Here is an 18844-nt window from a genome sequence, read left to right on the forward strand (position 1 = left end):
GAAAAAAGTATAGGCAAGTTCAACAAGATTTATGCCATGCAGCTGGCGACCATATTTATCGGATTCATTATTTTCGGCTTTTCGGAAAATATTAAGGGTCCGGCTATACCGCGCATCCAACTCGACTTTATGCTGAATGAATCCCAGCTCGGCACCTTATTATCCTTGAACGCCTTAGGTTATTTAATAGCCTGTTCCTTTACGGCCTATTTGACGAAACTTTGGGGGATCAAATGGGTTACCGTTGCCGCTTTCGCCTCTATGGCCTTTTCCGGCATTCTAATTTTCTTCTCCCATCATTACCCGATGTTCTCGGCTTCTTATTTCCTCATGTATATCGGTAACGGGATGCTAGAGATTGGCCTCGCTATTCTAAGTGCCCGGATTTTCGTAAGAAATACGGGTATGATGATGAACATGACGCATGGCTTCTATGGCTTAAGCTCGACGGTTGCGCCGCTGATCGCAACAGGCCTGATGAAAGTGACATTTGCCGGGCATACGCTGGACTGGCGCGGAATGTACCTGGTGATGCTGATGTTATCCGTGATTCCGATTGTCATCGCCATGTTAAGCTCGTTCCCGGGGGATGATATCTCGCATGAAGATCGCGTTCCTCTAAAGATCTTGCTGAGAGACCGGGTACTATGGTTAATGGTGCTTGTCCTGACGTTTGGCGTTGTATCGGAGCTTGCCGTTGGCGGCTGGCTCGTCAACTTCCTGGAGAAAGCTTATAACTGGGATACCGTAAATGCTTCCGGCATGTTGTCTATTTTCTTCTTATGCTTTGCGCTGGCCAGGCTGCTGCTTGGTCCGCTGACGGACCGGATAGGCTTCGTATTATCGCTCATCATCTTTTCCGGGTTTTCGGCATTATGCACCTTTACCGCTATCGCTGGCGGGGAGAGCGTCGCGTTCCTGTTTGCCGCTTCAGGTATCGGAATCGCAATGATCTATCCGACGGTAATGGCTTTTATCGCAAAGCGATACCCGAAAGGAAGCGATACGGCCATCACCTTTACGGTCACCATGATGGGATTGGGCAGCGTAATCGGCAATTACCTGATCGGCGGAGTTACTGAGCTCGTCAAGCATACGGTCGGCGAAAATTCGCCAAACAGCTTGCTTCGCGGTCTTCAAGCCGGTTACGGCTTCATTGGGTTATGCGCGGCATTATGCGCAATTACCGGAATTATTCTCTATATTCATTTGTCCAAAAGGAAAGAAATCATTTAAGATAGAAAATTTAAAATAGAAACGCCAATATCCAAGCCAATAGGGCAGGAGATTGGCATTATTTTATATATGGAATCGCAGCTGCACAACTGTTTAGCATAAAATCCGATCTTCTACACATGATCTTGATACGCGTGGTTACGCCATAAATGAAGAGAGAGGGGACAGAGCCCCGTGATAATCAATTCGAATTTTGAAAAGTATGAAGCTTTTATTCGTGGATTGCCGGTTAAGACTCGATACGCCCCTGATGACTTGCTGGTTCCGGAATTATGCGTATTACGGGAAGGGCCAATAGAGATGTATTATGCTCCGCACAACGATTACAGCAATCCCTTAGCCCAAATAATGATCGTAGGCCTCACTCCAGGCTGGAATCAAATGGAGATCGCTATACGAACAGCGAAGCTGGCTATGCTGGAAAACAAATCCGCGCAAGAAATATGCAGGGAAGCAAAAATGGCTGCGCGATTTGCCGGGTCCATGCGAAGCAACCTGATCCAAATGCTGAATGAATTAAGTTTGCATACGTATTACGGACTTGCGGACAGCAAAGCATTCTTTGAAGATGATTTCCCTCTGCTTCAGACAACTTCTTTGCTTCGTTATCCCGTCTTTGTTAACAAGAAAAATTACAGCGGTCATAATCCCGAGCTTTCGAAAAACGCCTTGCTCTACAACTATGCCTATCAATTAATTAACAGTGAGCTTCACGCCTTGTACCATACCCCGCTTATTATTCCATTAGGGAAAGCGGTGGAAATGGTATTCAAGCGATTGCTTGGCGAAAAAAAGATCGGCGAGAAGCAAGTTTTATGGGGATTTCCTCATCCATCCGGCGCGAACGGCAATCGTCTGCGACAATTTGAACAATCAAAAATGGAAATGGAGAAGATGATTAGAAACTTTGCATTGCTGCAACAATAGCTCCCGCTAATCCGTTTACATATTAAGGAAATCATTCGGATAATGGGGGAGTAATTTGGATCTAATCTTACATACGTTCATTCATGCCGCAGCAGGTGCCTGTACAGCCTATTTGATTGGTGGAGCATCCGCCAATTCTATTGGGAGGCGCGCCTTGTTGCTCCTGTTCGGTGCGATTGCCGGGCTGGCGCCGGATTTGACGAAGTTATTTGGCGATTTGTTGTTTCACTCCGTCTTTTTGGTTCCGCTCATCGGTTGGATATTGGCTTACGTTTATTCCATGTTCCAAAAGGAACTCTCGTTCAAGCGGATGTGGCTGACGTTTATGATTAGTGCCGGCACTCATTTGCTGATCGATTATATAGGCAACGGAGTGGCTTTGTTTTATCCGCTTATTGGTCATGAATACGAATTCAGTGTGATCGATCGCGATGATCCATTTGTTTTATTCCCGATGCTGCTATCCCTGATTATCGGTCTATGGATTCGGAAGGGCAGGTATTTGGTACTTGCCGGCGTCATGACCTCCATTGTATATGCGGGAACTCTGACTTATTCCAAGTTAGATCTGGAGCACAGCTTGAAGAATAGGTACGGGCAAGACCATATGGAGTCCTTGCTGACCTATCCGGATCATTCGAGCAGGCATTGGAGATTTATGCTTCGGACGGAGTCGGCTGCCGTGTTTGGCCGCGCATCTCTGTTGGGGAACCGAATTGTAGTTGATAACGAATCCAGTTTTAGCGATTTGCGCGCGGAGAAAGCAGAGGCTGACGCCTCGTCCGTAACCGTTACCGGGACGATGACGTTATCCAGAAACGATATGTTTACGATTATGCAAAAGTCTTATTTTATCGATATTGAGCTGGTAAACGGAACTTATTCCGAAGATTGGTCTCCGGGGCCGTTCATGGGGCCGAATTGGAGCGGAGAATTTCATCTCGTGTTGAGAGATGACATTGGCAATGAGCTTAGCAGCGCAACATTAAACGATTTTTATACGGATCCGCTGTTGTTTAACGCTACGTTTGATCTATCGTTTGATGATTATAACGGAGACGGGAACCCGGATTTTACGATAGGGCAGTATGGAACAAGCAACGGGAATTACTATAAGCTATTTACTCTGACCAGCGGCAACGAGTTTAAGGAATTAGACACGGGAGGAAGGGATGGCATGTTTATTAGCGCGGACGATTCCATGTATTCCACTCATCTGAATAAGATAGGCGAGGCTTCGTTCCAAACCGCTTACTACGATAATTCCACGGGTCAACACGTGAAGAGCATATTTACATGGGATGGAGAAAGATTTGTGAAACATTGAGAGAAAGGGAGGCATAGAAGTGCCTTCTTTTTCTTTTGGGCGTGCGAATACTCTATCATATTTGAAATCATAGGCTCATACATTAGTTGGTGGTTTCCTAAAACAGGAAGCTGCGTTAATTTTGCCGAAGTTAATAGAACTCCTTAAAGTCTGTGAGGTAGATTTATGACATCGTTAACGGAAGCTTATGTAGATAGCTTGGCTCCCAATGCGGGAGCGATGAAGAACGGCCGGGATCTTGTCAAGAAAAACAGCTTCCCGGTGCTTCGAAGAACGGAGGACGGTACCCTGCTGTTTGGCGAATGCAAAGGAAGCGGCAAGGAACCGTACCGCTGCTCGGTTGATTTTGTGCAGCCGGATAATCCGGTGTCGCGCTGTTCTTGCCCAAGCCGGCAGTTTCCCTGCAAGCATACGCTTGGCTTAATGTATGCTTACGCGCTAGGTAAGCCTTTCGAGCAGGCAGAGCTGCCTAAGGATATCGCGGAGAAACGGGGCAAAGCGGAGAAGCGCGATGAGAAGAAGAAGGAATCCGAAGCAGCTGTGGCAAGCGGTGCCGCCCCACCCAAACGCAAGGTAAACAAGTCGGCGCTGGCCAAGAAAATCAACGTACAGCTGGAAGGTCTTCAACTAGTAGAGAAAATGGTGCTGCAAACCGTTCAAGGCGGGCTAGGCAGTCTAAGCAAGAAAAATATCCAGCTTCTCGAAGATCAAGCGAAGGAACTGGGCAATTACTATATTCCCGGCGTGCAGGCGGAGTTAAGGGGGCTCATCCTGCTATTTGGCGAGGAAGGAAACCGTGAAGCGGTTTATTCCATGGCGATTGAGCAGCTAATCCGGATCCATTCTTTGGTGAAGAAGGGGAAAGCGTATTTGGAGCGGCGTTTAGCGGAACCGGATATGCCGTTAGACACGGAGTCAACGCTTGAGGAACAGCTTGGCCACGCTTGGCAGTTAGCCGAACTGAAAGAGTATGGCCGCACGCGGCAATCATCAGAGCTGCTGCAGCTTTCCTTCTTGTCGTATACCGATCAGGCAAGAGGAGAATACGTCGATGCCGGATGGTGGGCCGACCTGCGGGACGGAACGGTTCATGCCACTCGCAATCTCCGCCCGTTCAGGGCTGCCAAGCAGCTTAAAGAAGAGGATACCGTGCACGCCGTTGTGCAAACGGATGAGCTGTACCAGTATCCAGGCGAGATCAATGCCCGCGTAAGGTGGGAAAAGGGGACGTTCCGCGATGCCGCCGAGTTGGATTACAAGGCGGTAAAGGATGCAGCTAACGGATCCTTTCCGGATGTGATTAAACAAGTCAAGAACATCATTAAGAATCCTCTCGCTAACCGCAATCCGGTGGTGCTAATCGCCTACCATACCATCGAGAAGTCCGGAGAAAGTTACTTATTCCGGGATAAGCAAGGCAAGCCGATTCCGGTTACCTCGGACATGATCGCTACGCCTGCGCGACTGGAGACGGTTGTGCCGTTATTGCAGGAAAAGGAGCTGCGGGATCAAGCCGCGCTGGTCATGTTCCGGCATGACGTGGACAGCGGACGTCTGTCGGCGCAGCCGATGAGCATCATCACGGATAGCCGGATTATTCGGCTGTTGTATTAGAGGAGTGACTTCCATGAGCGTAGATCTGTTGCTTGACCTTCAGGCAGAGTTGCGAAGATTATTTATTGCCGGCAGCAGCCTGGCCGAGGGGGATATCCGGTTATCGAAGCTGCTGCCTTCCTTGCAGAAAGCCGGGGAAGCCGCACCGGTAATCAAACGGTTGGCGGATACAACGGAGGGACTTATTCAGGCTCCTCGTGCCGAAAGCGCCTCGAAGCTGCTGGAGCTGGCCACGCTGCTCAGCGCGGTCCTGCACACGCAGGGCAAAACCGATATTGCGGGAGAGACACAGCCTGTCAATAGCGTAGGACTGCTTCTCCCCACGGAGGTAACCTTCAGGAGATTGCATCCGCTGCTCGAAGCCTTAACAACGAAGGGCTCGGGCAGACTGGAGCAGATCCGTCAGGCTTATGAAGACCGGAGCTTCCTGGATCTTCGGGCACTGCCCGCTTTATGCAGTGCGCTGGACGATGTTTATTCCGAAATTCCGGAGTTCATACAGCAGAAAATACTGCCTGAGTTCGGGCAAGCGGCTGTTCCTTTACTTCAGAGCCAGCTTAACCTGCAAGGCGGCAAAGGTGATGCAAGACGTCTTCAGCTGCTTCATCGCCTGCTAGGCGAATCCGCGCTGGAGCTCGTTCAGGAAGCCGGCGCATCGGGCGCGCCGGAATTGAAAATTGCGGCGATCGAGCTGCTCAGCGGCTACGAAGGCCAAGAGGGCTTCCTGCTTGAGCAAAGCCGGGAAAATAGGAAAGAAGTCCGCGAAGCGGCTTATTATGCCCTTGCGCGGCTGGCATCCGAGCCTTGTCAGGACCGCTTGTTTGAGGCTGTCGCTTCCAAGGATGCAGAGCTTGTTATACATCCGATCCGCAAATGTTCAGCGCTTACGCTTCATAAGCGAATCATCGCACACGCGGAGGAACAGCTGGACCGTTATTCTTCATGCGAAGGCAAGGCGAAAGACGCGGCACTGCAGCAGCTCTATACCGATCTGCGCTGCTTGAACGGCCATGCCCATGAGCTCGCCGAGGCAGCCTTCCCGATGCTCGGCAAACTGATGGCAACCGATGAATTTATGACCGCCGACGCTGGCGGCGTGCAGGACACCGCCGCAGAGCTTCTGCTGGCGCTGGAATCGGAAACCGCAGACCGGTTCGCGATTGGTCTTCATTCCGCCTATAAAGGCAAATTTATCGGATACAGCTTCCGCGCGGCCTTTAGGCAATTGTCTCCGGCGGAGCTCTACGACCGGTATGCGGATGCCATTAAGGGACGTTCAGCGCCCGCTAAGCTGCTGCAGCAAGCGATTCAGCAAATTGTTCACGAACAGCTGGCAGGCAGTGACGAGCGTGCCGAAGCCGTTCCGGAAGAGGCTTGGGATCGGCGTTGGGTCAAGGCGCTCGCCGCTCAGGATTTGACGGATCTGGTCTGCGTATTTACGAATCGGAATGACCAGGAAGTAACGTCTTATCTTGTATCTAAGCTGAAGGACGGCTCAAGAGTTAACGATTACCGGACGCAGCATGTGCTGCTGACGTTATTCCGCATCGGGTTCAAGGAAGCCCCCGAGCTGTTCATGGGGCTGCTTGAGAACAAAACCTCCCGCAGCTTCTATTACATAGATTGGCGGATGAAGCAGCTGTTCGCCTCGATGCCAAAGACTTATGCGCCTCGTCTGCGCGCGTTCGCGGAAGCTCTAACGTACGAATCGGTTAAAAATGAATTGCTGGAGATTGTCGAGGCATTGGAAGCGATGCCAGGCGATCAGGCAGGGGAGAGTGGAAAAGGAGAATGGCAATGGATCAAAAACAAAATGTATTAAGATTGCCGGCGGAGCAGCTGTATGCGCATGAGTTGGAAGCGTTGAAAGCGGCGGATAAAAATAACGAGAAGCCTGCCGGCTGGCAGCTTTCTCCTAAGGCTGTACTTACCTTCATTACCGGCGGCCAGGCCGGTAAGACCCCGATTACTCCGAAATATATCGGCAATAAGCGTCTGGTCGAGATGGCGATTGCCACTCTTTTGACGGACCGGGCGCTGCTCTTGATCGGCGAGCCGGGGACGGCAAAATCCTGGCTGTCGGAAAACCTGACTGCCGCGATTCACGGAGACTCGTCCAAGGTTGTGCAAGGAACGGCAGGCACAAGCGAGGAGCATGTCCGTTATTCCTGGAACTATGCGCTTCTGCTTGCGCAAGGGCCGTCGGATCAAGCGCTGATCCGCAGCCCGATTCTACGTGCCATGGAAGGCGGAGGAATCGCCCGCTTTGAAGAGATTTCCCGCTGCGCATCCGAAGTGCAGGACGCTTTGATCTCTATCCTGTCGGAGAAGACTATAGCCATTCCCGAGCTTGGCAGGGAAGTGCCAGCTGAACGCGGCTTCTCCATTATTGCTACCGCAAATACAAGGGATCGCGGCGTAAACGAGATGTCGGCCGCCTTGAAGCGGCGCTTCAATATTTTGGTGCTGCCGGCACCTTCAAGCCTGGATACCGAGATCGATATCGTGCGCCGCCGGGTAAGCGAAATATCCGCGAACTACGAGCTGCGAGCCTCGCAGCCGGACGACGAGGCGATTCGCAAGGTTGTGACGATTTTCCGCGAGCTCCGCAGCGGCCTGACGCTTGACGGCAAAGAGAAGGTAAAGTCGCCAAGCGGCGTAATCTCGACAGCCGAAGCAATCTCGCTGCTTACGGGCAGCATGGCGCTAGCCGGAAGCTTCGGAACAGGAGAACTGACCGACGAGGATATCGCAGCCGGGCTGCAAGGGGCGATCGTGAAGGACGATGCAAAGGATCAGCAGGTATGGAAGGAATATCTCGATAACGTGATGAAAAAACGGGGGGCGTCATGGCGAAGCCTGTACAACGCGTGCGCGGAGATGAACGGTTGAGCGGACCGCATTATTTCGGCATCAGGCATTTGTCGCCGGCAGGCTCCTATCATCTCCTCGCCCTGCTCGGGGAGGTGAAGCCGACTGCGGTATTAATCGAGGGTCCAAGCGACGCGGGTATTCTTGCCGAGCAGCTGACGGCCTGCGGCGTAGTTCCGCCGGTGGCCATGCTTGCCTATACGGACTGTCTGCCCGTACGTACGCTTCTGTACCCGTTCGCCGACTATTCCCCGGAATATCAGGCTCTGCTGTGGGCTAGAAACCATAACTGCCATTCGGAATTTATCGATTTGCCGACGGAGGTATCTCTTGCCCTTGCTGACGCGAGAAGGGACATGACACCGGATCTGTCGGATGGCAGCGTTCACGAAGCCGAGGCTCCTGCTGATCTCTATAGCAGAATTGCCGAGCTGTCCGGCGAAACGGATTACGAAGCGTATTGGGAGCGGCATTTCGAGCATCGTCTGCAGCCGGACAGCTACCGAAGCGCGATCCGAACGTATGCGGAGGAGATGCGGGAGCTAACGGATCAGGACGAACGGCAATTGACACCGCGCGGTTACGCTTACAACGAGATCCGGGAAGCCTTCATGCGCCGAAAAATTCTAGATACGATTAAAGCCGGTCATGATCCGGATAAGATCGTAGTGGTCAGCGGCGCTCATCATACTTCGGCTCTCGCTTTAGGGCTGCCGGCGATGACGGATGCCGAGATCAAGAAGCTGCCCCGAGTATCGTCTAAGATGACGCTAATGCCGTATTCTTACTATAAGTTATCTTCGCATTCCGGCTATGGGGCGGGGAATCAGGCGCCAGCCTACTATTCGCTTCTGTGGCAATGCATGAAGCAAGGGAAGATGACGGAATTGCCGGCTTTATATTTGTCCTCCGTTGCCATGCAAATGCGGGAGCAAGGAACATGGCGTTCGACGGCTTCGGTCATAGAGGCTGTGAGAATGGCGGAAGCGCTGGCGTTTATGCATGACGGCGTGCTGCCGACCTGGAAGGACTTGCGGGACGCGGCCACCGTGCTTTTCGGCTTTGGAGAATTTTCATCTGTCGCAGAAGCGCTTGCGAGAGTGGATATCGGCACGGTAATCGGCAGCTTGCCGGAAGGCGTAAGCCAGACACCGGTACAGGATGATTTGAACCGCGAGCTCAAACGGCTGAAGCTGGATAAATACAAGACGCTTGTTGCCGCAGGCCTGGAGCTGGATTTGAGGGAAAACAGGCGGGTGAAATCCGAGGAATCCGCATTCCTTGATTTGAACCGTTCGGTATTCCTGCACCGGCTGGCGGTACTGGGAATCCGCTTTGCCCGCAAGCAGCGGGTTAGTCAGACGGACGCGACCTGGGCGGAGCATTGGGTGCTGCAGTGGTCGCCGGAAGCCGAGATCGAGACGGTCGAATCCACCCTAAAAGGGGAAACGGTTGAGCTTGCAGCCGCTTATGTTATTCATGAAGAGCTGCTGGCCTGCACGAACATCGCCGATGCAGCCAAGCTGATCCGCAAATCCTGCGAATGCGGGCTGCCGCATGTCATGGGGCAGGCGACCGGTGCTTTGCAGCGCCTAGCCGTTGATGCCGGAAGCTTCGAGCAAATTGCCGAGACGGTGCAAGAACTGTCCGTCCTGCTGCAGTATGGCTCTATCCGCAGGATCGAGACGGAGACTTTGGAGCCCATTATGCAGCAGCTGTTCCTGCGCGGTACCCTTATGCTTCAGGATGCAGCCGGCTGCAATGACGATGCGGCCGCCGCGATGGTAACCGCTATTCAAGCGATGGATGCTGCGGCGGAAGAGCATTACGAGAGCGTGGACGGGGCGCTTTGGATGAAGAAGCTGAAGGAGCTTGCGGCCAGGGATGACCGCAACGCCAAGCTGTCCGGGTTCGCCTTTGCAATCGTACTCGAGAAGAACGAAGCCGGCGAAGAGGAATGCGCGAGGGAAGTATCGCGCCGTCTGTCGCCGGGTATTCCGGCGGACATTGGTTCCGGTTGGTTCGAAGGCATGTCTATGCGCAACCGTTACGCGTTATTGTCGAGAGATTATTTATGGCGTCAGCTCGATGAATACGTGAATTCGCTGGAGGAAGAGCCATTCAAGCGCTCGCTGGTATTTCTGAGACGCGCCTTCGGGGGGTTCGAGGCTAGGGAGAAAGCGGCAATTGCCGAGCTGCTCGGCGATTTGTGGGGAAGCGGAGCGGAACAGACCGGGGAAGCCCTTCAACGTCCGCTTAACGACGATGAGAAGGAGCAGCTGGATGAACTTAACGACTTTGACTTTGGAGATATATAGCCTATGACGACAATGGATCCGGAACAAGTCAGACGCTGGAGGCTTATTTTAGGAGCTTCCGCCGAACAAAAGCTGCAGGGAGCAGGCAGTCCGCAAGGAACACCTCTATTAAGCGATGAGGATTTGCTGATGGATGCAGCCTTGGCGACTATATATGAAGGAGAAGGGACGGGTTCGGGAGCCGGGTTTAGCAGCCAGGGTAACGGCAATACTTCCAGATCCCGGTCTGCCGGTCTCGGGGCATCGTCTCCCAAGTTAGCCAAATGGCTTGGCGATGTGAGGCATTTTTTCCCGCCGGATGTGGTGTCCGTCATTCAGGCCGATGCCGTAGAACGCAAGGGGCTTACTCAGCTGCTATTCGAACCGGAGCTGCTGTCCCAGGTTAAGCCCGATATCGGGATGGTCGCCATCTTAATGTCGCTTCGCGGCCAAATTCCGGAGCGTACGAAAGAGACCGCGCGGGCACTCGTGCGGGAAGTCGTGGACGATATCATGAAGCGCCTCGAGCAGGATCTTACCCGCGCGGTTACCGGCGCTTTAAACCGGAGGCGGCATTCTCCGCTGCCTTCTTTAAGCGGTCTCGATTGGGGGGCGACGATCCGCAAGAATCTGAAGCATTACGATCAGGAACGCGGGCTGCTTATCCCGGAGAAGGTCTATTTCTTCGACCGCGCGCGGAAAAGCAAGGAATGGACCGTCATTCTCGATATCGATCAGAGCGGATCGATGGCCAGTTCCGTCATCTATGCGTCGCTTGTTGGTTCGATCTTGGCAAGTATGCCATCCCTTGAGACAAAGGTTGTTGCCTTTGATACCGAAGTGGTGGATCTGAGCGAGCAGTGCGCCCATGATCCGGTAGATATGCTGTTCGGCATCCAGCTTGGCGGCGGGACCGACATTAATAAGTCGCTCCAATACTGCGAACCGTTTATAACCGAACCGAAGAGATCGATCTTTATTCTCGTCTCCGATCTCTATGAAGGCGGCAACCGGACCGAGATGATCCGGCGGTTGAAAGAGCTGCATGAGTCCGGCGTAAAAACCGTATGCCTGCTTGCCTTATCGGATGACGGCGTTCCGTCCTATGACGAATCGGTCGCGAAGAAGCTGGCGCAATACGGCATACCGTGCTTCGGCTGCACGCCGGATAAATTGGCGGAGCTGATTGAGGGCGCTTTGAAAGGAATGGACCTGCAGCAGCTTGCCGACCGGATGAGGCCGTCCACGAAAGGCAAATAATCGTTTAACGAAAGGGCTGTCCCGTTAGTCATTAAATGACAATAGGACAGCCCTTTATATTTAGACAGTTTAGTACATTACGCTCTATCCTTAATTTCACATTGCTCTTGCTTGCTCACAATGAATTAGAGCGTACATTGGATTGCGTACAGCATAATAGGACGTTTTTGCTTGGTAACTCGATTTACAATGGATTGTCTCCAGCGTAATGAGCTCAACTTGGACGATAGTGTCTCGTTCTGGACCTATATACTGGAGTGAATCCAACGTAGCCTCCGGTCTTTTTCTTTTTGCCTGATTTCAATGTAGGATATCCAACGTACAGATGGTTGCCTATAGTTGTTTCTTCAGGGAGCGAAGCCTTATGAGACACCCTTATTAATTTTAGTTTACATAAAATTATTTATGTTAACTTCATGTGTCATGGCAGCGGTATCGTGCGCCTAAAGCTTTTCCAACTAATGGTGTTAGTCAACATAAGGGTTATGAAATAGAAGAGAGTAGAGACGACAATGGAAGTGACCATGCTCCATAACATCGACCATCCTTCGTAGGTGAAGAATGCCATGGAATAGCGGCCGAAGAGTGCCATGAGCACCATGCATAAGCCTACCTTAATATAAGGCTCTACCGGCCAATAGAAGCCGATGGAGCTGGAGATGGAGAAGAAATTAAGCATCATCTGCAGAACCATGCCAATTCCGATGCCAAACGCAACCCCAACAATGCCGAACTGGCTGCCGAATACAAAGATGGAGACGGCTTTGAAGGCTGTGGAGATCACAAAGTTCCATAATGCGGCATTTGTCCGGCCAAGTCCCAGAAGAATGGCATGCAGCGGCGCGTCGAAATAATGGAAGAAGAACATCGGAGCCAGGATCTGCAGCAGCATCCCCGCATCGGGAGCCCCGTAAATTACGGATGTTAGTGGCGTTGCCCACTGAAATAAAATAACGGTTGCCGGCGCGCCGATTAAGAGACCTACAATCATGGCTTGGTTCATTCGTTCGTGTATGAGCAAAGTGTTCTTGCTGACCGCCGCTTCGCTGATGGCAGGAACTAGCGCGGTTGACAGAGAATTGGTTATAAAGCTGGGCATAAACAGCAGCGGGAACGTGTAGCCGGCCAGCAAGCCAAACTGCTTGGTCGCCATAGCCGTGCCGATACCTGCCATTGCTAGACTGGTCGTAATAAGCAGAGGCTGAAAGGCGCTGTATAACGAATGAATAACGCCTTGGCCTGCCGTTGGCATTCCCAGGTTAAGCAGCTCGTTAAGCGTGCTTCTTCCATGCTTGATATGGTTCCTCCACGTTTCCCCCGCGGCTTTCCGCTCGCCGTAAAGCTTATAGCTGGCAGCCAGGAATAGAAGACTTATCATTTCGCTAATGACGGAAGCAGCCATAGCGCCGGCCGCTGCATAGGCAACGCCATACGGCAGAAGCAAGTGGACAAGCGCCAATACGCAAGCGATTTGGACCGTATGTTCAAGGACATCGGATGCGGCAATTGCCTTCATCTGCTGCATGCCGCGGAAATAGCCTTTCAAGACAGCGGAGATCGCTACAATCGGAGCAATCGGCGTAATTGCAAGCATTGCTAGATAAGCTCTCTGATCGCTTAACAGAACCGAAGAGATCCATTCCGAAAAAATGAGCGAGAACGTCGTCAGCGAAATGCTGAGAACGGATGTGATCGCAAGAGAAACATTCAGAATTCGCCTGATCTTGGCGCGGTCGCCTTGCTCGTTCGCTTCTGCGACCAGCTTGGAGATGGCGACGGGCAGTCCCAGCTCCGTAATCGTAATGACCAGCGGAACAAGCGGATGCGCCATCATAAGAAGGCCAATCCCTTCCGCGCCTAGCGCGCGGGCGATGTACATGCCGCTGATAAAACCGAGAATACGGTTGATGAAAGCCGCAACGGATAAAACCAACGTACCTTTTACGAATGATGATTTAGGATGTGCCATACTTTCCTCCCGGAAAAACGCTTGAATACTTAAGTGTATTCACCGTTTGGAAAAGCATGCGAACAAGCTGCTTGCATGTCGGGAGGCTTTTTTGGAAGGAGCAATAACCGTGAATGAATTGGAAATCGCCATACAACTAAGAGAATCGGGACAATTAGAGGAATCCAAGTCCATGCTGCTGACATTGACCGAACGATATCCGGCAAATCCGAACGTCTGGTATCAATGCGCATGGGTGCATGATTCGATGGGACTGGAGAACGAAGCCTTACCATTTTATCGGAAATCACTAGAGCTTGGCCTTAGCGGCGAGGACCGGCAAGGCGCATATTTGGGACTCGGAAGCACTTATCGGACATTAGGATTGTACGCCGAGGCGCAGTCTGTTTTCCGGGTAGCGATAAAAGAATATCCGGAAAATCGGGAGTTTCAAGTCTTTTATGCGATGGTGCTTTACAATCTGAAGGAGCATAGCGCGGCGATGGAAATCTTGCTGAAGCAGCTCGCAGAGACAAGTGGGGATCAAGGCATTCAATCCTACCGAAAAGCTTTACTCTTCTATGCGGATAAATTGGACCAAAGATGGGATTAAGGGACGAAATTCCGGTTTCAAGCAAAACGAGCCTTGACTTGGAGTTAACTCCAAGTGAGATAATGGGATCGACTAAAAGGAAAGCAGGGGATATGGATGGAATACGTGAAATTAGGAAATACAGGATTGGATGTTTCCCGCCTTTGTCTTGGCTGCATGAGCTTTGGTGAGGTCGAGCGTTGGAATCATCCGTGGATTCTGGATGAAGAGAACAGCCGCCCGATTATTAAAAAAGCATTGGATCTCGGAATCAATTTCTTTGATACCGCCAATATTTATTCGACCGGAGCAAGCGAAGAAATTGTCGGTCGCGCTTTGAAGGATTACGCTAACCGGGATGAAGTGGTAATTGCAACGAAGGTATTTTTCCGCATGCAGCCTGGCCCGAACGGCGCAGGCCTTTCCCGTAAAGCGATTATGAACGAAATCGATAACAGCCTTAAGCGATTGGGTACTGACTATGTAGATTTGTATCAGATTCACCGCTGGGACTACAATACACCGATTGAAGAGACGATGGAAGCCCTGCATGACGTCGTCAAGGCAGGCAAAGCAAGATACATAGGGGCCTCCGCCATGTATGCCTGGCAGTTCCAGAAGGCGCTTCATGTTGCGGAGCAGAACGGCTGGACCCGATTCGTTGCGATGCAGAATCATCTTAACCTCATGTACCGGGAGGAAGAACGCGAGATGATGCCTCTGCTCAAAGAGGAGAAGATTGGCGCGATTCCGTATAGCCCGCTTGCATCCGGTAGATTGGTTCGCGATTGGGGTACCGTTACGCATCGCTCTGAAACCGATCAGGCTCAAAAGATGAAATATGACGCATTCGCCGAGCAGGATCGCGTTATTGCCGAGCGTGTTGCCGAGATTGCGAAGCAGCGCGGCGTTCCACGCGTTCAGGTAGCCCTGGCATGGCTGCTGCAAAAGGAACAAGTGACGGCGCCGATTATCGGCGTAACTAGCATGGCTCAGCTCGAAGAAACAATCGGGTCGATCGAGCTTGCGTTAACGCCGGATGAGGTAAAATACTTGGAGGAAAAGTATGTTCCTCACCGCGTTGTTGGCGCGTTGTAAGTGAGAAAAGCTGGTTCCCTTGTCGGAGCCAGCTTTTTTGCGAGTATTTATAAAAGCCTCTACATTGCCGGAAAGCTGCTCTGGGAATACATTGTTAGAAGAACCATCCATCTTTCTTCGTCAAGGGTTATCGCATAAAATAGAAATGACTAGGAAACTCGGGGAAAAGGGTGGTGGGGACGGCCATGAAGATCCAGATCCGGAACTTAAGCAGCAGCTCGACGCCAACGATTTTTCATCAGCATTCGATGATCGACTCCATTCGAGATTTCAATCTTACCATTGAACCCGGCAAAATTTACGGTTTAGTCGGATCCATTGGCAGCGGAGGTTGGCTCCTCAGTTATTTTTTAGCCGGGAGAGAGGAATTGCTGTCGGAATGTCTGGATTTGTCCCACTCGATCATAACCTTGGACGATGATCCCGTAAACAATGATATCTTGAAAAATATTTCTTGTTATGTAGGCGAGGGGGTCGCCGAGTTTCCGTATTGCAGGTTTAAAGCCTATCCCGGTCCTCTTACGTGGAGAATAAAAAAGGTACGGTCGGTCGCCGACCAGATTAAAGAGGGAATTAAGCGAAGCGGGAATCCGTTAACCCTGGAGCAAATCGCCGAGCTGTTCGAATTATCCGGATTGGATAAACCAAAGCGATATCAAGGCCGAATTTATCGCCCCCTCGAGTTCAACAGCGGCGAGCGATGGAGAGCTTCACTTGCGATTGGCTATGCCTTTCAGAAAAAGTTGTATTGCGTCCCTTGGATCGAACCTCATGGACTCTTTCATATCCTAGGACCGCTTGGGAGAAAACTGCTAGGCATCCTTAGAGACTCCGGTGCGTCAATCATCGTCCCCGTAAGCGATGAGAAATATATGACGGGTTTGGCTGATGAAATTGTTTATTTGAAGCCCTATGATTTATGGAAAGAAAATCAAACGGATGAAAACGCCATACGTACTTAGAAAGGCAACGGCCCAGCAATGTGGCTGTTGTCTTTTCTTTTGCAATGTTTTAAGTCATTGTCGTGCATTGTCATTATTATGTTGCATAAAAGATGATTAAGGCATACAATGACTTATATAATGTTGCATAACGGCTTAGAAATTTGAGAATACCCGGAAGAGGTGGAAAAGAGTTATGTTTCAGGAAGAACGAATCAATGCGATTATGGAGCATTTAAATCAGCATAAGCGGATCGATATTAAAGATATTTGTCAGAAGTTCGAAGTATCCCGCGATACGGCACGCCGGGATCTGCTGAGAATGGAGGAGCTTGGTCTTATTCTCAGGACGCATGGGGGAGCTGTTCTGCCGAAGAAGTCCAGGGAGATATTCGAGTACAAGGATCGGCTTGTCAAAGATTCCGACGTGAAGCGCGATATCGGACGCCTTGCCGCATCGATCGTAAAAGACGGCGACTTTATTATGATGGACGCTTCAACAACGGTCCAGTTCACCGCCGAGCATATTACGGCAGAAAGATTGGTTGCCGTTACGAACTCCATTGACATTGCAGATGCCTTATCGCGGAAAAATGACGTAAGGACGTACCTGCTCGGCGGGGAGCTGAATATCAAACACCGCTTCCTGTTTGGTCAGGCGACCATCGATAGTTTGGCCCATTATCAGGTGGATAAATTATTCCTTGGCGCATGCGGAATAACGGCACACGGTTTATCTTATCCCGATGTGGAGGATGGGGTGGTCAAACGCGAGATGATCAAGAAAGCGAATCAGGTCATTCTTTTGGCAGACCATACGAAATTCGGAGAACAGATGTTTTATAAAATCGGAGGGTTAGACGCCATTGATCTCCTCATCACGGATCAGCAGCCTGACCGGGCTATGATGGAGAAGCTTGCGGAGCATCATGTAGAATTACGCGTCGTATCGGAGGAGGATTTGGATGATTAAACTTATAGTCAGTGATTTGGACGGCACGCTGCTGGATACAAGCAAACAAATTGCCGAGCGGGATCGTCTCGCGGTAACAAAAGCTTATGAGAGCGGACTCGATCTATGTATTGCATCAGGCCGGATGAATGCCGAGATTAAGGTCATTATGGGGTCATTCCCGAACCAATATCATGCCGTTGGTCAAAACGGGGCAACTGTCCGTCTAAAAAACGAGCGTCTGCTTGGAGCGATGGATTTTGCGCCCGAGCTATCCTTGCGGTTGCTTCAAGCTGTTCCTAGCGAGGAATTCATAAGCTTTGTTCATTGCACCGACGACTCTTACTATGCAAGGGCTCATAATGAAGTTTCCCGTTCCTACGAGAAACGGATTATGTCGGAAAGCTCTGTGCTTAACGAGCTGGAAGAAGCTCTGGCAAACGATGAATTTCGTTGCAGCAAGCTCGCCTGCTTCGGAGAATTAGGCAAGCTGAGCAAGCTGGAAGCACGATTGAACCGTCAGTTCCCCGGTCAGATTGAGACATTTATCAGCGATAATGATTGTTTGGATATTATGCCGCTTAACGTCTCAAAAGGTACTGGTTTGTCGCTCCTCATTCGGGAACTGGGAATTGCTCCGGATGAGATCGCATGTATCGGCGACTCGTTTAACGATCTTTCGATGTTTGCTTTAACACCGCACAGCTTTGCAATGGTCGAAAGCCCTGATGAAATCCGCGAGCAGGCGAGTACGGTTGTTCATTCTGTTGCCGAGGCTATCCATCATATTATGGCCTACAATACCATGTCAGTCACGAATATCTCTATTCTTCGGTCCGACGTGGGTATTGGTCATCATACTCGCCGTACTGAATGGATGCGGGTTTGGAATGACTCAAACGGCGTTAGGCACTTATTTGCTGGAGATTAGCGATCAAGCTGCGGTTACGATGAGTCGTCTGGAGGTTGCTTTTGGAGCTGGCGCTTTATTCATGCCGATGATCTCAAGCGTATTTATAACGCAAGCCGGCTGGGAGTGGTCGTTTGGCGTAATTGCGGTTCTAGCTCTGGTTAATCTGCTGTTCTGGAGTAGAAAAGCAATGAACGCCGCGGCAGTCGTTTCATCATCCGGTCATTCCTTATCCGCAACCGTCGTTGCAATAAAGACTAAAAAAGCACCGCTTCCCTTAGCGTTGCTTGCTTATTTTATCGGGTTTGTATTCCTCTACGTCGGTCTGGAAACAAGTCTCATTAACTTCCTTCCGTCGATATTCTCCGAGCATTTCGCCATCCATACGTCAAATGCAAGTCTGTCGGTTACTTTATTCTGGGTCGCTATGATTATCGGAAGGTTCTTCTCCGGTTATCTTGCCGAGAGGATTAAGTACAACCGTTTCTTGCTCCTCAGTGCATTAGGTGCCGGGCTTAGCCTTGTTTGCATACCTTCTGTAAGGCATCCAATCGCCGCGTTTGCTCTTGTCCTGTTAACCGGTCTGTTCTTGTCGGGTATCTTTGCCATTCTTATTGTATATGCGAACAGCATAATCTCGGGGCACACGAAGCAGATCACAAGCATACTTATCGCTTGCGGAGGAATGGGCGGGGCGGTACTGCCACTGGCAATCGGGTGGAGTATGGACCGGATCTCAACATCCAGCACGTTAATCATCCTCGCCGCTTGCTCGTTCTTGCTATTGGTCTGTCTATATAGGATTGGAAGGATTGTAAAATCGAAAGCGGCTGAAGCAGCCATAAAAAATAATATAAATGCATAGCGGATT

At 50.9% G+C, this 18844-nt stretch carries 15 protein-coding genes; 14 read left to right on the plus strand and 1 reads right to left on the minus strand.

The window, feature by feature from the left end; translation table 11 throughout:
- The first annotated feature begins 36 nt into the window (after positions 1 to 36).
- The 8 genes from WFK81_RS06780 (at position 37) to WFK81_RS06815 (ending at position 11532) form a co-directional block, all read left to right on the plus strand.
- Positions 37 to 1236: an MFS transporter gene (locus WFK81_RS06780; protein ID WP_442956045.1), complete on the plus strand. Its 1200-nt coding sequence runs from the start codon at positions 37 to 39 to the stop codon at positions 1234 to 1236.
- Positions 1237 to 1410: 174 nt separating this feature from the next.
- Positions 1411 to 2163, plus strand: a complete 753-nt coding sequence (locus tag WFK81_RS06785; RefSeq protein ID WP_336785699.1) for a hypothetical protein — start codon at positions 1411 to 1413, stop codon at positions 2161 to 2163.
- A 55-nt stretch (positions 2164 to 2218) separates the two neighbouring features.
- Positions 2219 to 3490 (plus strand): metal-dependent hydrolase, encoded by a 1272-nt coding sequence (locus tag WFK81_RS06790; RefSeq protein ID WP_336785700.1) that lies wholly within the window; start codon positions 2219 to 2221, stop codon positions 3488 to 3490.
- A 165-nt stretch (positions 3491 to 3655) separates the two neighbouring features.
- The gene (locus WFK81_RS06795) at positions 3656 to 5104 is read left to right on the plus strand and encodes an SWIM zinc finger family protein (protein ID WP_336785701.1); all 1449 of its coding nucleotides are present in this window, start codon (positions 3656 to 3658) and stop codon (positions 5102 to 5104) included.
- Between the two features lie 13 nt (positions 5105 to 5117).
- The gene (locus tag WFK81_RS06800) at positions 5118 to 6926 is read left to right on the plus strand and encodes a hypothetical protein (protein ID WP_336785702.1); all 1809 of its coding nucleotides are present in this window, start codon (positions 5118 to 5120) and stop codon (positions 6924 to 6926) included.
- Positions 6902 to 7996 carry an AAA family ATPase gene (locus tag WFK81_RS06805; protein WP_336785703.1) on the plus strand — a complete coding sequence of 365 codons (1095 nt, stop codon included), beginning with the start codon at positions 6902 to 6904 and terminating at the stop codon, positions 7994 to 7996. The genes WFK81_RS06800 and WFK81_RS06805 overlap by 25 nt, the downstream gene beginning before the upstream one ends.
- Positions 7954 to 10293: a DUF5682 family protein gene (locus WFK81_RS06810; RefSeq protein WP_336785704.1), complete on the plus strand. Its 2340-nt coding sequence runs from the start codon at positions 7954 to 7956 to the stop codon at positions 10291 to 10293. The genes WFK81_RS06805 and WFK81_RS06810 overlap by 43 nt, the downstream gene beginning before the upstream one ends.
- Before the next feature lie 3 nt (positions 10294 to 10296).
- Positions 10297 to 11532 (plus strand): VWA domain-containing protein, encoded by a 1236-nt coding sequence (locus WFK81_RS06815; RefSeq protein WP_336785705.1) that lies wholly within the window; start codon positions 10297 to 10299, stop codon positions 11530 to 11532.
- Between the two features lie 421 nt (positions 11533 to 11953).
- Here WFK81_RS06815 and spoVB read toward each other — a convergent pair whose 3' ends face one another.
- A complete protein-coding gene (gene spoVB, locus WFK81_RS06820) occupies positions 11954 to 13501 on the minus strand; it encodes a stage V sporulation protein B (protein WP_336785706.1) in 1548 nt (515 codons plus the stop codon).
- Between the two features lie 109 nt (positions 13502 to 13610).
- On the opposite strand from spoVB, the gene WFK81_RS06825 reads away from it, so the two are divergent.
- The 6 genes from WFK81_RS06825 to WFK81_RS06850 all read left to right on the plus strand — a co-directional run bounded on the left by WFK81_RS06825 (position 13611) and on the right by WFK81_RS06850 (position 18838).
- Positions 13611 to 14093, plus strand: a complete 483-nt coding sequence (locus WFK81_RS06825) for a tetratricopeptide repeat protein (RefSeq protein WP_336785707.1) — start codon at positions 13611 to 13613, stop codon at positions 14091 to 14093.
- Between the two features lie 96 nt (positions 14094 to 14189).
- Positions 14190 to 15170 (plus strand): aldo/keto reductase, encoded by a 981-nt coding sequence (locus WFK81_RS06830; protein WP_336785708.1) that lies wholly within the window; start codon positions 14190 to 14192, stop codon positions 15168 to 15170.
- Between the two features lie 185 nt (positions 15171 to 15355).
- On the plus strand, positions 15356 to 16132 hold the full coding sequence (locus WFK81_RS06835) for a hypothetical protein (protein WP_336785709.1): 777 nt from the start codon (positions 15356 to 15358) through the stop codon (positions 16130 to 16132).
- 175 nt (positions 16133 to 16307) lie between these two features.
- Positions 16308 to 17084: a DeoR/GlpR family DNA-binding transcription regulator gene (locus WFK81_RS06840; protein ID WP_336785710.1), complete on the plus strand. Its 777-nt coding sequence runs from the start codon at positions 16308 to 16310 to the stop codon at positions 17082 to 17084.
- Positions 17077 to 17994, plus strand: coding sequence for an HAD family hydrolase (locus WFK81_RS06845; protein ID WP_336785711.1), 918 nt, complete (start codon positions 17077 to 17079; stop codon positions 17992 to 17994). The genes WFK81_RS06840 and WFK81_RS06845 overlap by 8 nt, the downstream gene beginning before the upstream one ends.
- The gene (locus WFK81_RS06850; RefSeq protein WP_336785712.1) at positions 17912 to 18838 is read left to right on the plus strand and encodes an MFS transporter; all 927 of its coding nucleotides are present in this window, start codon (positions 17912 to 17914) and stop codon (positions 18836 to 18838) included. Before WFK81_RS06845 ends, WFK81_RS06850 begins: the two co-directional genes overlap by 83 nt.
- Positions 18839 to 18844 lie beyond the last annotated feature (6 nt).

Source organism: Paenibacillus sp. MMO-177 (assembly GCF_037147795.1).
In the GTDB taxonomy this organism is placed as follows: Bacteria; Bacillota; Bacilli; order Paenibacillales; family Paenibacillaceae; genus Pristimantibacillus.